A 13575-nucleotide genomic window follows, 5' to 3' on the forward strand; every position below is an offset into this window, starting at 1 on the left:
TCATATACTCCAGTGCCGGGAATCATTGTATTATTAACCATAATAATGTTCTTTTAATTGTCGAATGAAATGAAATATCGATCCTTAATAAGTAATATAAAAAAACTTTCGTAAAAATTAAAACAGGTTTAAAATGGTTGTAATAGTTTTCGGTTTACCGGGTTCTGGCAAAAGTTATTTTGCTGAAAGACTTGCTAAATTGATTAAGGCTGATTATATAAATAGCGACAGGGTAAGGAAGGAGCTGTTTAAAAAGAGAACCTATTCAAAGGCCGAAAAACAATCAGTGTACGATGAAATGCTGGCAACCATGAAGGACGCAGTTGATCAAGATAGGAATGTGGTCTTGGATGCAACATTTCATACAAAAGAAACAAGAAACCCATTTGTGAAGGAGATGAAAAGCAAGGGTGGAATTTATTTCATTGAAGTAACGGCCAATGAGGAATTAATCAGGGAAAGATTAAAAAAAGCGAGACCCTACAGCGAGGCTGATTTTAAGATTTATAAAATTATCGGCAGTGATAATGAACCGCTGAAGGAGCCGCACCTGGTATTGCAATCAACTAATAATAACATAGGAGAGATGCTTCAAAAAGCTTATGATTACCTGAAATAAAAAATGACAAAAGAACAAATCAATAGACTGGTTTCAGATGGAATATTTCCCGACGTCTCCGGGAATCGGGAATTAATTGAAACCCACATATCATGGGTAATTAAGTGCAATAAATTCGTATACAAAATCAAAAAGCCGGTTCATTACTCATTCCTCGATTTTTCCACCGTTGAGTTACGACGACATTTTTGCGAAAGGGAAATTGAGCTGAATAGAAGATTGGCAAAAAAAGTATACCTGGATGTGCTGCCGATACATGAATGGAAGAGTAAATTTATTGTAGGTGGAAAAGGAGGGAAGATAATTGACAATACAGTGCGGATGCTTAAACTGGACGCGAATAAGCAAATGGATCATCTTTTAAAAAAGAACCAGGTAACGAAATCCCATATAAAAAAGCTCGCTAAGACAATAGCCGGCTTCCACAAGCGCACTGAAATAATTTATGAAAAAGATTTTATGAAAATAAAACAGGATTTTAGTGACCTGAAAGTTGATAAAACTTTTTTAGTTAACCAGTTGGGAAGCGAATACAACAACATGATTAATGATGCAGTGGAAAAATCAGATTCATTTATAGAACAGAATAAAGAACTGCTTGCAGCAAGGCTCCGTGACGGTTTGTACAGGGATTGCCACGGAGATTTACATTCGAGGAACATCTTTTTGTTGCCGGCTCCGTTGCCTTTCGATTGTATAGAATTCAATGATGATTTTCGCCAAATTGATGTGGTGAATGAGATCGCATTTCTTTGCATGGACCTTGATGCATTTGGAAGGGAAGATCTTTCAGCTTTATTTATAGATTATTATAACCGTTTTTTTCCTGCGATAAAAACAAATAAAGACCATACTCTTTTTATTTATTATAAAAGCTATCGGGCTAACGTACGGGCAAAAGTAAACGGCCTGAGAGCAAAGTCAGCGGCGAACAAAGAAGATAGAACAAAAGCGCTGAGTGAGGCAGAAAAATATCTTCGGCTGATGAATGATTATTTGCGATCTGTTGGATAGGCTTATTTAACTGCTTTTACCAAAACAAATGATCCTTTTCCATAACCAGGCAAAGGCGTTTCCGTACTTTCGGTTTTATCAAGAGCATGAAACAATGTTTGCGAAAACTGCAATTCTTTAAATCCTGCTTTTTTTAATTCCTCTTCAACTTTGTTCACTGAATAGAAATTAGCGTGTTTATAAAAAATGCTTTTCGGTTTCCTGTCTTCATAATACTTCCCTATTCGGCTGTTTTTATCTATAAAGCCAACGATGAGGCAGCCTTTCCGTTTCAGTACTCTCAGGGCTTCCTTAAAGGCGTCCTGAACGTCAGTGAAATAACTAATACAAGAATTCATTAGCACAAAATCGAACTGAAGAGATTTGTAAGGCAGCTTTTCAGCTACTGCGTTCATGACAAAAATCTTTTTCTTTAGTGCCAGCGCACGCATATTTGCAGCCGGTTCTATTCCTTCTTTTATCCCTAATGCCTTTGCAAAGCGGCCGGTGCCTAATCCCACTTCAATGCCGTGAATATTTTCTCCCTTTGGCATTAACTCTCTTATTGCGGCTACTTCTGATTTAAATACAAAAGGATATTTTTTATACCACTCTTCATATTCAGCCACATGATCATTAAATGGAAGTGTTAGCGTCATAACAAAATTTATAATAGATAAATCAAATAAAATCCTGTTTGTAAAGCAACTCTAAATAAGTATTATATACAATGACAGTTATCACTGATGCTAGTGATGACAGTCAGTAATATAAAAATGAGAACAATGAAATCGGCTACATCAATCATTTTTGAACTCTTTAGAAAGCAGCTATTATTGTTTCACCACTTAAATGATATGTAGCTTAATCGTGATTGACCAGGAAAATATTGAATTCTTACTTTTTGTTCTGCATGATATAATTCACAAGATCTTTCAGCGTAGTGATCTTCCCGTAATCCTCTTCAGGTGTTTCAATTCCAAACTGCTCATCGAGTGCTACAACAAATTGCAACGCATCAAAAGAATCTATTTCCAATGTATGCCGGATGTCATCTTCCGGTTCCAGTTTTTCAGGTTCTGTATCAGGAGCAATTTTTTTCAGCAACTGAAAAATTATTTGTTTGATTTCCGGTTCTGTCATAACGCTTCTGGTTTTTGTAAATGATTTTTTACAGCCATTAAAAAACGACTTCCTGTTGCTCCGTCTGATGCACGATGATCAGCGGATAAAGTAATGGTCAACACAGGCCGCACATCCAGCATCCCTGATTCTGCCCAGGGTTGTTCAATAATGCTGCCAAAGCCTGCCAGGGCCACTTGTGGCGGATAGATTACACCATAAACGGTCTCAACATTTCCTTCGCCCAGGCTGGTAACCGTAAAGGTTGATTCGCTTAATTCAGAACTTCTCAGCTTCATTGCCCTTGCTCTCGGAATAATATCATTCAGTGAAGTCATCAGTTCATCAACCGTTTTTTTATCAGCGTTATGAATAGCTGGTATCATTACACCACCTGTCCGCAATGAAACCACAAAACCAATATTGATATCTTGCTTTTGATGCAAACCATTTTCCCAATAGCCATTGAGATCGGGCAATTCTGTCAATGCTTTGGCGACCGCTTTTATTAATAATACAACCGGCAGCAATCTTTGTTTTACTGATCGTTGCTTATTTGCTCCAGCCAGCCAGGATAATGCCTTGCTCATGTCAACTTTTGTTTCTAAATAGTAATGTGGTATTTCCCGGTTGGATTTACTCATAGCAGCAGCAACAGCCATGCGGATATTTTCCGCTGTTGCTATTTTCTTTTCTTCTTTGGGCGCCATTTTTTCTACAATAGCTTTTTCCACATCATCTTTAGTAATGGCACCGTCTTCTCCAGTTCCGTGTATCGTATTTAACTCAATTCCTTTTTCTGCCGCAATTCTTTTTGCTAATGGCGAAGCTTTGATAAAATGGGGAGCTTTAGCGGCTACAATTTTTTCCATTGCTATTTTCTCTTCAACTTTTTTTGCCGGCTTTATTACTTCTTTCTTTATTCCTTCTTCTTTACCTGATGCAATCAATGCCATCACAGTGCCCACCGGGACTTTTTCATTTTCTTTGATCACCAATTCACTGATGGTTCCTTCATCAAATACTTCAATATCTATCAAACCTTTTTGTGTATCCACCACGGCAATAATATCTCCACGCTTAACAGGATTGCCGGGTTTTACGAGCCACTCCACCAAAGTACCCGCTTCCATATCAGCGCCAAGGCTGGGCATTTTAAACTCAATCATGCTGTAACATTTTCTTTACCTTTTTAACAATGTCTGCATTCTGTGGTATGGAGGCATCTTCCAGGTGTTTGGGATAAGGAATCGGGACTTCTACTCCGCCGAGCCTTTGCACTGGCGCATCCAGTTCATAAAAAACATTCTCCATAATTCTTGCGCTTACTTCCGACGAAACATTCACAGAACCCCATGCTTCTTCTACCAATAATACCCTATGCGTCTTTTTTACCGAATTAAAAATAGTTACCTCATCCAATGGGCGTAGCACTCTTAAATCAATTACTTCTGCGTCTATCCCTGTTGCTATTAATTCTTTTGCAGCATCCAATGCTTTATATACTCCGGCTCCATAAGTGATAATGGAAACATCTCTTCCTTCACGACGAACTTTTGCTTTTGTAATATCTACCGCACCAGCATTGGCCGATATTTCTTCTTCTTTATTTAACAGGAAAGTATATTCAAAAATAATTACAGGGTCGCGGTTTTGTAACGCGGTTAATAGCATTCCTCTTGCATCTTCATGTGTACCTGCAGATAACACTTTTAATCCCGGAATATGCGCATACAATGGTTCCCAGCTATGTGAATGTTGTGCAGCCAGTTGCCTGCCGATTCCGCAGCTTATTCGTATCACAACCGGTACATTTATTTGACCACCTGACATGTGTAATAAAGTGGCTGCATTATTCACTATCTGGTCCATTGCCAACAAACTAAAATTCACTGTCATTATTTCCACAATAGGGCGCATGCCATTAAGTGCAGCGCCGATACCGGCACCCACAAATCCGGATTCTGATAGGGGGACATCCATGATCCTTTCGGGACCAAACTCCTGCAGCAAACCTTTACTTACAGCAAAAGCGCCACCATAACGGCCTACATCTTCACCCATCAAAAAAACTTTTTCATCTTTTTGCAACGCTTCGCGAATACCTCGCTTAAGCGCTTCGCGATAAGTGAGTTTAATGATGTTGTTTTCACTCATTATTTTATTTTTGTTGAATCCGCTATTATACTGCTATCAAGCTATTATAAAGTAACTGCCACCGTTTTCCATCTCTTTAAATTAGGTAAGGCGCTTACCGCTATATCAATTGCTCTCGAATCCATATTCATTTTTTCCATTTGAGTTATAACAATTGACGTCATTTCCTTTAAAGTCGTATTGGGATTAATGAAAGCTCCATCCCGGTAACAATACTTGCAATACTCATTGCTTTTAGTGCCATCTTTTTCTGTGCCCTGCAGATCGGGATTGTCTAACGGCATGCTGCAGCTTTGACAATATGTTTCGGTTTGCATAATTTAATTATTTATAATTTAAATATTTTTTTCATGAGTAAATAATTAGCCATGAGTCGCGACGCTGGTTGATGACAGTAGCTGTCCGCGATAATAAAAATCGTTGACCGAGTTTATCAAGGGTGTAAGGTTATCCTTTTTTACTGCATCAAGATCGGACCGCATAGCTTTTCTTTTTTCCGGATTTTTTTCAATCCTTACGCCAATTGCAACCATTAGCCGGTCGAATAAAGTAAGTTTTTTGTGTATTAACCTTCCGGGAAGAAAATATATGGAACTCTTTGCCCTTATTTCTCCAGGGAGATTATCCAGCACAAATTTATCTCGCTTGGCCAATTCACCAGGCGCCGTGGCATTTACAATAAAAAAGAATAATTTTTTATTCCTGATATTCTTCATGTTTTTCCTTATCCATTTTAACATCCTGAACTTTCCCATATAAACAGGGGTGCCAATCAATAAAAAATCAGCGTTTGTTACTTGTGCTGCTGTTGTTTCACCGCTGCGTATTAACGGTATTTTCAACGCCTGGGCCAGCCATTCTGCATATTGCCTGGTAGCTCCGTATTTACTGTTATAAATAATTAACCCATTCAATATCGAATCTTTATTTTTCATGTTATCAATTTTAAATTAAGTAATTATTAACGTTAACTAACGGTGCCGGTTATCCGTTTTCGCTATATACAAATTTTGTCAATTCTTCTGCCGGTTCCCATGTTCCCGCCTCAGCGAAGTCCACTGCTTTTTGAACTTCGTCCTCCACCTTTTTGCTCATGATCACTATATCATTTTGTGAAATGAAATTTTCGCCAAGCATTTGTTGCTGCAGTTTTGGAATGGGGTCTCGTTTTTTCCACTCTTCCACTTCGGTTTTATCACGGTATAATTCTGCATCAAACATGGAATGAGCACGAAAGCGATAGGTGTTGCAAACAATAAAGTATGGCTTTCCTGTGGCGTGTATTTTTTCAACGGCTCTCCCGGCTGCATTTTCCACTGCCAATACATCCATCCCATCCACAACAACAGTTTCAATACCATAAGCCGGCCCTTTTTTTTCTATTTCTGTTACTGCATGAGAATACCTGATTGCAGTTCCCATAGCATACAAATTGTTTTCGCAAACAAACAAAACAGGCACACTCCATAATGCCGCAAGGTTCATAGCTTCATGAAATTCACCTTCTGCCGCAGCGCCTTCACCAAAGAAACAAACCGTGATATTATTTTTCTTTTGCTTTTTGGAAGCCAGTGCCATACCAACAGACATAGCCAGGTGCCCACCCACAATAGCATTCCCTCCGTAAAATTTTCTCTTCGCATCAAATAAATGCATAGAACCGCCACGACCACGACTGCAGCCCTCCTGCTTTCCGTACATTTCAGCCATAATCATTCCGGCGTCTATGCCTCTTGCCAGTGCATGGCCATGTTCACGATATGTACAAAGTATATTATCATCAGCACTTAATGTGTTGATCACTCCAACTGCTACAGCTTCTTCACCTACGTACAAATGCAGGAATCCACGGATTTTTTCTTTTGTATATAATTCAGCACTTTTTTCTTCAAACCTACGTATCAGCATCATCTGGTACAAAAGATCTAAGCCATGATTTTTTTCTATTGCCGGGAGGGATTGTATAGTTTGTACTTCTTCCATAAATTGATTATGGGGTTTGTTCTAATGTTGAAATATCTCCTTCTGGCAACCCCAGTTCCCTTGCTTTTAATAACCGTCTTAATATTTTTCCGCTTTTTGTTTTGGGTAGTTCGTTTACAAAAGCAATTTCTTTTGGTGCAACAGCCGCACCTAATTTTTTTCTCGCATAACCGATAATATCCAATTGCATTTTTTCATCAGCGGTAAATCCTTTTTTTAATACTATGAAAGCTTTCACTAATTCGCCAATTATTGGTTCAGGTTTTCCAATCACTGCAGCTTCCGCCACAGCGGGATGTTCCATTACAATATTTTCCACTTCAAAGGGGCCTACCATGTGGCCCGAACTTTTGATAATATCATCGGCTCTGCCAACAAACCAATAATAACCGTCTTTATCTTTTTTTGCTAAGTCGCCTGTTAGGTACCAATCGCCGCGAAAAGATTTTTTATAGCGTTCTTCATCATGCAGGTATGAGCGAAACATAGAAGGCCATCCTTTTTTTAATATTAAATGACCTTGTTTATTTGGCTCTGTTATAATTTCTATTTCTGTATCCGTTACTTCTGCTATGGCTGCTTCCACACCCGGTAAAGGTTTTCCCATGCTGCCGGGTTTTACTTTCATCGATAGATAGTTGGCAATCATAATACCACCTGTTTCTGTTTGCCACCAGTTATCCAGTATTGGCATACCAAAAGTTTTTTCTCCCCAAAGCACTGCTTCTGCATGTAATGGTTCACCTACGCTGCATATTAACCGGAGATGTTCAAGATTATATTTTTCTTTTGGTTGAATATCCATCCTCATTAATCTTCGTATTGCAGTTGGAGCCGTGTACCAAACATTTACTTTTTGGTCCTCCAGGATAGAATACCATCTCACTGCATCAAATTCTTCTGCATCGACAACATTGGTAATGCCATTTACCAGGGGTGCAATAATCCCATAGGAAGTTCCGGTAACCCATCCGGGGTCTGCAGTGCACCAGAAAATATCTCCTTCATGAAAATCTAAAACATACTTGCCGGTAATATAATGCATCAGCACAGCACCATGCACATGCAATGCACCCTTAGGGATACCTGTAGTACCACTGGTAAAATGAAGCAGGGCGGGATCTTCCGGATCAGTCGGTGGAATAAAAAATTCATCATAAGCTTCTTCCAACAATCTTGGCAGTGATAGGACTTTATCATTCACATGCAATTCTTCATCAGTTAATAAAATAAATTGAAGCATTGGTAATCTATCAAGCAATTGCTTTACTTTTTTTTCAAACAATTCTTTAGTTGTAACTAACACTTTTGCATCGCCTTTACTTAAACGCTGAAATATGGGCTCAGGCCCAAATACTGAGAACAAGGGACAAAATACCGCTGTCTTTTTTAAGGTGCCAAGTGCAGCGATATATAATTCAGGTATCCTGCCGGTTAATGCAAAAACCCTTTCACCTTTTTTTATTCCTAATGAGGTAAGCACATTGGCAAAACGTGAACTGAGTTTATGTATATCGTAATAAGTAAAGTCTTTAAAGGTTTTATCTTTTAGTATCCAGCGGAGAGCAACAGTGTCTTTTAATTTCCCCTTAGCATGTCGCTCCAGCGCTTCATAAGCTATATTAAATCCTTTTTGTTCGGGTAATCCATCCAGGAATTTTTGTTCATCCTGCCAGGTAAAAGAATGGCGGAAGACTTCATAATCCTTTAGGTTTGGAACAACACCGGGAGATAATGTAATTCCGGATCGATTTTGCATTGACTCATTCATTTTTATAAATCCTATAAAAGTGTTTCAGGCTTGTCTTCATTTTCCGTAAACTTTTCCTCATAATCAGAAATTATCAATTCATCAGAAGAACTTCTTCCAAATTCATTTACCTCTTTTAGAGTAAAATCATCCATGCCTGTTGTTTGCTCCCATTTGTCTTTTTCTTTGCGCAGAATTTGAACAGAAAGGCCAAAGCGCTGTATGAATTCTTTCTCAACATCTGCAATTCGATAGTAGGGTTGAATTTCCAATAAACCGGATACATGACTGAGTTTAATATCACCCACCAGGCTGTTAGGATCAAGGCGGTCTGCTTCTGAAGAAGCTTCATATTTTTTGTGTGGTTTATGAAAAAAATCAATTTTCAGGTAAGGATAATAGTTAGAAAATGTTTCCTGTATTTCCCTAAAACTTGTGTTATCATTTATTTCGAGATGCATTACTACATTTATAAGTTGTTAGTAAATGAAGCCATCTCAAAGCTATTGCAAGGTTGTAGCAGGCTCAATGATAACCGTTACCCGAGGGTATGATGGTGGTCAGAATTTGGTTATCGATATTTTAAATTAGAAGACAAAAATTTATCATCACTTAGAAAATAAAATCATTCCGCTAATTCTGATTAATATCATTCAGTTCACTGCACACCGTCATCTATATAAGTTGTTCAACATTGTAATTTCATTAAAAAGAAAAGATTATGCCTGTTGTAAATAAAGAGTTAGGCAAGATTTTTAGTGACATGTCTCATATTTATCAATATAAAAATGGTAAGCAGAGATTCCGTGCTATAGCATATGAAAAAGCATCAAGAGTAATTAATGATCTACAGGACGATATTACAACGTTCACTAAAAAAGGCCAGCTGGAAGAAATACCCGGGGTTGGGTCGAGTATCGCAGAAAAAATAAATGAATATGTCAAAACAGGAAAGATCAAAAAATTTGAGAGCCTGAAAAAAACGGTTCCTATTGACATGCTCGAACTCATGAATATTTCAGGGTTTGGACCGCAATCTTTAAAGCGCATTCACCAAAGGTTAAAAATTAATAATCGTGATGAAGTGATAAAGGCTTTGCAGGATGGAAGGATCAGTGAAATAAAAGGCTTTGGAAAGAAAAAGGTGGATAACATGCTTCGTAGCCTGAAGCTGCATAAAACGGTTGAAGAACGCATGTTGCTTTGGAATGCGATTGAAGCAGGCAACAAGGTCCTGGATGAATTTAAAAAGATGAAAGAAGTACGGCAGGCAGAGTTGGCTGGCAGCCTTCGAAGAAAAAAAGAAACCATAGGCGATATAGATATTTTAGTTACATGTGATGAAAAGAGCAGGAAAAAAATTATTACAAAGTTTGTAGCTCTTCCTCTTGTTAAAGAAGTGCTTGCGAAAGGCGACACCAAAGCCAGTGTAATTATTAATGAGTTTAACAAGCAGGTAGATGTTCGTATCATTAATCCTGATGAATGGGGTTCTGCTTTATTATACTTCACAGGATCAAAAGAGCATAATGTTCAGTTGCGAACCATAGCCAGGGATAAAGGATATAAGATAAGTGAATATGGTTTGTTCGATATAAAGACGGGCAAACGAATTGCCGGAGGCACCGAAGAAGAAATCTATAACAAATTGGGATTTGAATCGATTCCTCCCGAGATGCGTGAACAAAAAGGCGAGCTTGATCTTGCTGCCAAAAATAAAATTCCTTCGCTGGTTACATTGACAGACATAAAAGGCGACATGCAAATGCACAGTACCTGGAGTGATGGAACAATGGATATTGAAGATTTGGCCCGGTTTGTTTCAGGGCATTATCCTTACGAATACATTGTATTGACAGACCATTCGAAATCAGAGATAATTGCAGGTGGAATGAATGAAGAACAATTTATTGACCAGGTAAAAGAGATCAGGCGTGTAAATACTAAACTGAAAAAAGATTTCATTAAAACGGGTACAGAAGTTGACATCAAGGCCGATGGCAGCTTAGATCTGAAAGATGAACTGCTTGAGCAATTGGATTGGGTTTGCGCTTCTATTCACACCGGGTTTACACATGATAATACAGAAAGAATTATTGCAGCTTGTGAAAATAAATTTGTGAATTGCATTGGTCATCCTTCAGGTAGATTAATTGGCCAACGGGAAGCTTACCCTGTTAATTGGGAAAAAGTTTTCAGAGTAGCTAAACAAACAAATACTGCTTTTGAAATTAATTGCCAGGCTGATCGTATGGACCTGAATGATGAGCTCGCCATAATGGCAAGAGAAAATGGGGTTAAGCTGACCATCAGCACTGACAGTCATCAGCAAAGTCAATTCGCTTTTATGCAATTAGGAGTTTTTATTGCCCGCCGTGCCTGGTGTACAAAGAACGATATATTGAATACAGCATCATGGAACGAGATTAAAAAATTTGCAGAACGTAAGAGAAAAAAATAATTATTCAATGCCATTTTCAAAAAATGCTTTAAAGGTTTTGGAGAGCCGTTATCTCCGCAGAAATTTAAAAGGAGAATTAGCTGAAACTCCGGATGAATTATTTATGAGAGTTGCTAAAGCGGTAGCAGAAGCAGAATTGGCGTGGGGAACACATAGCGAAGCAGAAAAATGGCAGGCGATATTTTATGAATCCATGAAGAACTTATTATTCCTTCCGAATTCTCCTACGTTAATGAATGCAGGAACGTCATTAAATCAGCTAAGTGCTTGTTTTGTATTACCAATAGAAGATAATTTGGATAGCATATTTACCACTTTAAAGAATGCAGCGATGATTCAACAAAGCGGCGGCGGTACCGGTTTTAATTTTTCACAGCTCAGGCCTAAGAATGATCTCATTTCAGTAACAGGTGGCGAAGCTTCAGGTCCTGTTTCATTCATGAAGGTTTTTAATTGCGCAACGGAACATGTAAAACATGGCGGAAAAAGGAGAGGAGCCAATATGGGTATTTTAAAAGTTGATCATCCCGACATTGAAGAATTTGTTGTTTCAAAAACAGATGAAAAAGCGCTGAACAATTTTAATATCTCCGTGGGCATTACCGATAAATTTATGCAGGCTGTTGAGAAAGACGAAACGTGGGAACTCATTCATCCAAATTCCAAATCAATTATCAAAACAATAAAGGCAAAAGATTTATGGAGATTAATTATAGAAAATGCCTGGTCAAGCGGTGATCCCGGATTAGTATTTCTGGATACCATTAATGCAGGTAATCCTTTGTTACCACTTGGGAAAATTGAATGCACCAATCCATGCGGTGAAGTTCCATTGTTGCCTTACGAATCATGCAACCTGGGTTCTATAAACCTTTCAAAATTTGTTGAACAGGAAGGAAGAAAAAACATTATCAATTTTACAAAGCTGGGATCAACAATTGAAATGGCCATTCGGTTTTTGGATAATGTAATTGAAGTGAACCATTACCTGCTTCCGCAAACGAAAACCATTGTTACAGCAAATAGAAAAATCGGTTTAGGTATAATGGGTTGGGCTGACCTGCTGATCATGCTTGAGCTTCCGTATGATTCCAATGAGGCAATATCACTCGCTCACCAGGTAATGAAATTCTTCAAAGAAAAAAGCCTTGAAGCTTCCGTTCAACTGGCAAAGGAAAGAGGCGTTTTCAAAAATTGGGAGAAAAGCATTTTCTATCCAAATATTAAACTTCGCCATGCAACAAGATTAAGTATTGCGCCAACAGGAACTATCTCTATTATTGCTGACACTTCTTCGTCTATTGAACCTTTGTTTGCCGTTGCTTATCGCCGCAGTCATGTGCTTGACGGAAATATTCTTTCAGAAATAAATCCTCTTTTTATTGATTATCTCAAAAAAAATAAATTGTATTCTGAAGGCTTGATGGACGAAGTAAAAGAAACCGGGTACTTACAACATATCAAACAAATACCAGCCGCAACTAAGAATGTTTTTAAAACAGCTTTGGAGATTTCCCCTGACTGGCATTTGAAGCACCAGGTGGTTTTTCAGCGCTATGTTGATAATGCTGTTTCTAAAACAATCAACCTGGCCGAAACAGCCAGTGTGAGTGATATAAGTGAAATCTATTTGAATGCATGGAAACAAAAGACAAAAGGAATTACCATTTTCCGTTACAATTCAAAAAACAAGCAAGTACTTGAAAAGGGCATCAGCAGCGGCATACAATCCTGCAAGGTTTGTATTAATTAAATTCAAAAAAATTGTTTTTTTATAATAAAAAGGGACTGTATTAGCAGTCCCACGATACAGTAGTTTTAATATCTTTTTGCGAATTTTCAAAGCATCCCCGTGTCAATGACAACGGTCAGCATATCTGATGATAGACAGCATTATTTAAACTATCGCCTTTTATATAAACCAATCAGTTCGCCGAATCCAAGAATATGATCGCTCATAGCTTTTTCCAATTCTATCTTTTTTGTTGTAGCAGGCAAACGCAACAATGCATCCAGGGCATAAATTTTAAAAAAGTATCGATGGGTACCAGATGGCGGGCAGGGGCCGTTGTAATGATTTTTCTGAAAATCATTAATTCCTTCTATACCCTTTATATCATTTTCTTTTATGTGGTGAGTTACGGGAATATTCCATACCACCCAATGAACCCATGTGCCAATCGGGGCATCGGGATCATCAACAATCAAAGCAAGGCTTTTTGTTGCTTCCGGAATAACTTCAATTTCAAGCGAAGGGCTGATATTATCACCATCACAAGTATATTTTAAAGGAATATATTCATTGTTATTAAAAGCGGAACTGGTGATTTTTAGCTCCGGGTTAGTAACTTCAACAGATGGAATGGCGAATTCCTTGTCTGGTTGTTTTTTCTTTTGCATAATGAACGTTTACTGCACTAAAAACATAAAGTTTAAAAAGAATCGCAAAAATTAAAGCGCCGTTTTTAAATATCCCCCAAAGCAAATACA

Annotated in this window: 14 protein-coding genes; 4 read left to right on the forward strand and 10 right to left on the reverse strand. The window is 38.1% G+C overall.

The genetic code is table 11. The features are described 5' to 3' along the window. The first annotated feature begins 133 nt into the window (after positions 1 to 133). Both FW778_RS20735 and FW778_RS20740 read left to right on the forward strand, forming a co-directional pair. Positions 134 to 619 carry an AAA family ATPase gene (locus FW778_RS20735; protein ID WP_150416805.1) on the forward strand — a complete coding sequence of 162 codons (486 nt, stop codon included), beginning with the start codon at positions 134 to 136 and terminating at the stop codon, positions 617 to 619. Positions 620 to 622: 3 nt separating this feature from the next. After that, the gene (locus FW778_RS20740; protein WP_150416806.1) at positions 623 to 1633 is read left to right on the forward strand and encodes a hypothetical protein; all 1011 of its coding nucleotides are present in this window, start codon (positions 623 to 625) and stop codon (positions 1631 to 1633) included. Positions 1634 to 1635: 2 nt separating this feature from the next. On the opposite strand, the gene FW778_RS20745 is transcribed toward FW778_RS20740, so the two are convergent. The 9 genes from FW778_RS20745 to FW778_RS20785 all read right to left on the reverse strand — a co-directional run bounded on the left by FW778_RS20745 (position 1636) and on the right by FW778_RS20785 (position 9085). After that, on the reverse strand, positions 1636 to 2271 hold the full coding sequence (locus FW778_RS20745; RefSeq protein WP_150416807.1) for a class I SAM-dependent methyltransferase: 636 nt from the start codon (positions 2269 to 2271) through the stop codon (positions 1636 to 1638). A 238-nt stretch (positions 2272 to 2509) separates the two neighbouring features. Then, on the reverse strand, positions 2510 to 2755 hold the full coding sequence (locus tag FW778_RS20750) for an acyl carrier protein (protein ID WP_150416808.1): 246 nt from the start codon (positions 2753 to 2755) through the stop codon (positions 2510 to 2512). Then, positions 2752 to 3903, reverse strand: coding sequence for a dihydrolipoamide acetyltransferase family protein (locus FW778_RS20755; RefSeq protein WP_150416809.1), 1152 nt, complete (start codon positions 3901 to 3903; stop codon positions 2752 to 2754). The genes FW778_RS20750 and FW778_RS20755 overlap by 4 nt, the downstream gene beginning before the upstream one ends. Next, positions 3896 to 4891: an alpha-ketoacid dehydrogenase subunit beta gene (locus FW778_RS20760; protein WP_150416810.1), complete on the reverse strand. Its 996-nt coding sequence runs from the start codon at positions 4889 to 4891 to the stop codon at positions 3896 to 3898. The genes FW778_RS20755 and FW778_RS20760 overlap by 8 nt, the downstream gene beginning before the upstream one ends. A 44-nt stretch (positions 4892 to 4935) precedes the next feature. Beyond that, a complete protein-coding gene (locus FW778_RS20765) occupies positions 4936 to 5208 on the reverse strand; it encodes a zinc ribbon domain-containing protein (protein WP_150416811.1) in 273 nt (90 codons plus the stop codon). A 45-nt stretch (positions 5209 to 5253) separates the two neighbouring features. Next, complete coding sequence (locus FW778_RS20770; RefSeq protein ID WP_150416812.1) at positions 5254 to 5826, reverse strand: flavodoxin domain-containing protein; 573 nt, start codon at positions 5824 to 5826, stop codon at positions 5254 to 5256. A 49-nt stretch (positions 5827 to 5875) separates the two neighbouring features. Further along, complete coding sequence (gene pdhA, locus FW778_RS20775; protein WP_150416813.1) at positions 5876 to 6874, reverse strand: pyruvate dehydrogenase (acetyl-transferring) E1 component subunit alpha; 999 nt, start codon at positions 6872 to 6874, stop codon at positions 5876 to 5878. Between the two features lie 7 nt (positions 6875 to 6881). After that, positions 6882 to 8633 carry an acetate--CoA ligase gene (gene acsA, locus FW778_RS20780; protein ID WP_150416814.1) on the reverse strand — a complete coding sequence of 584 codons (1752 nt, stop codon included), beginning with the start codon at positions 8631 to 8633 and terminating at the stop codon, positions 6882 to 6884. 23 nt (positions 8634 to 8656) lie between these two features. Continuing rightward, the gene (locus FW778_RS20785) at positions 8657 to 9085 is read right to left on the reverse strand and encodes a hypothetical protein (RefSeq protein WP_150416815.1); all 429 of its coding nucleotides are present in this window, start codon (positions 9083 to 9085) and stop codon (positions 8657 to 8659) included. A 260-nt stretch (positions 9086 to 9345) separates the two neighbouring features. On the opposite strand from FW778_RS20785, the gene polX reads away from it, so the two are divergent. Both polX and FW778_RS20795 read left to right on the forward strand, forming a co-directional pair. Beyond that, positions 9346 to 11085 (forward strand): DNA polymerase/3'-5' exonuclease PolX, encoded by a 1740-nt coding sequence (gene polX / locus FW778_RS20790; RefSeq protein WP_150416816.1) that lies wholly within the window; start codon positions 9346 to 9348, stop codon positions 11083 to 11085. A gap of 7 nt (positions 11086 to 11092) precedes the next feature. Further along, the gene (locus FW778_RS20795) at positions 11093 to 12838 is read left to right on the forward strand and encodes an adenosylcobalamin-dependent ribonucleoside-diphosphate reductase (protein ID WP_150416817.1); all 1746 of its coding nucleotides are present in this window, start codon (positions 11093 to 11095) and stop codon (positions 12836 to 12838) included. Between the two features lie 149 nt (positions 12839 to 12987). Here FW778_RS20795 and FW778_RS20800 read toward each other — a convergent pair whose 3' ends face one another. Next, on the reverse strand, positions 12988 to 13485 hold the full coding sequence (locus FW778_RS20800) for a YbhB/YbcL family Raf kinase inhibitor-like protein (RefSeq protein ID WP_150416818.1): 498 nt from the start codon (positions 13483 to 13485) through the stop codon (positions 12988 to 12990). Positions 13486 to 13575: the final 90 nt, after the last annotated feature.

This window comes from Ginsengibacter hankyongi (assembly GCF_008710285.1).
GTDB lineage: Bacteria > Bacteroidota > Bacteroidia > Chitinophagales > Chitinophagaceae > Ginsengibacter > Ginsengibacter hankyongi.

Excerpts from the sequence above, each read along its gene's own strand:
- FW778_RS20795 (WP_150416817.1), top strand. The coding sequence starts at position 11,093 with ATGCCATTTTCAAAAAATGCTTTAAAGGTTTTGGAGAGCCGTTATCTC.
- FW778_RS20765 (WP_150416811.1), bottom strand. The coding sequence starts at position 5,208 with ATGCAAACCGAAACATATTGTCAAAGCTGCAGCATGCCGTTAGACAAT.
- FW778_RS20770 (WP_150416812.1), bottom strand. The coding sequence starts at position 5,826 with ATGAAAAATAAAGATTCGATATTGAATGGGTTAATTATTTATAACAGT.
- polX (WP_150416816.1), top strand. The coding sequence starts at position 9,346 with ATGCCTGTTGTAAATAAAGAGTTAGGCAAGATTTTTAGTGACATGTCT.
- pdhA (WP_150416813.1), bottom strand. The coding sequence starts at position 6,874 with ATGGAAGAAGTACAAACTATACAATCCCTCCCGGCAATAGAAAAAAAT.
- FW778_RS20745 (WP_150416807.1), bottom strand. The coding sequence starts at position 2,271 with ATGACGCTAACACTTCCATTTAATGATCATGTGGCTGAATATGAAGAG.
- FW778_RS20785 (WP_150416815.1), bottom strand. The coding sequence starts at position 9,085 with ATGCATCTCGAAATAAATGATAACACAAGTTTTAGGGAAATACAGGAA.
- FW778_RS20760 (WP_150416810.1), bottom strand. The coding sequence starts at position 4,891 with ATGAGTGAAAACAACATCATTAAACTCACTTATCGCGAAGCGCTTAAG.
- FW778_RS20735 (WP_150416805.1), top strand. The coding sequence starts at position 134 with ATGGTTGTAATAGTTTTCGGTTTACCGGGTTCTGGCAAAAGTTATTTT.
- FW778_RS20740 (WP_150416806.1), top strand. The coding sequence starts at position 623 with ATGACAAAAGAACAAATCAATAGACTGGTTTCAGATGGAATATTTCCC.
- FW778_RS20755 (WP_150416809.1), bottom strand. The coding sequence starts at position 3,903 with ATGATTGAGTTTAAAATGCCCAGCCTTGGCGCTGATATGGAAGCGGGT.
- FW778_RS20750 (WP_150416808.1), bottom strand. The coding sequence starts at position 2,755 with ATGACAGAACCGGAAATCAAACAAATAATTTTTCAGTTGCTGAAAAAA.
- acsA (WP_150416814.1), bottom strand. The coding sequence starts at position 8,633 with ATGCAAAATCGATCCGGAATTACATTATCTCCCGGTGTTGTTCCAAAC.
- FW778_RS20800 (WP_150416818.1), bottom strand. The coding sequence starts at position 13,485 with ATGCAAAAGAAAAAACAACCAGACAAGGAATTCGCCATTCCATCTGTT.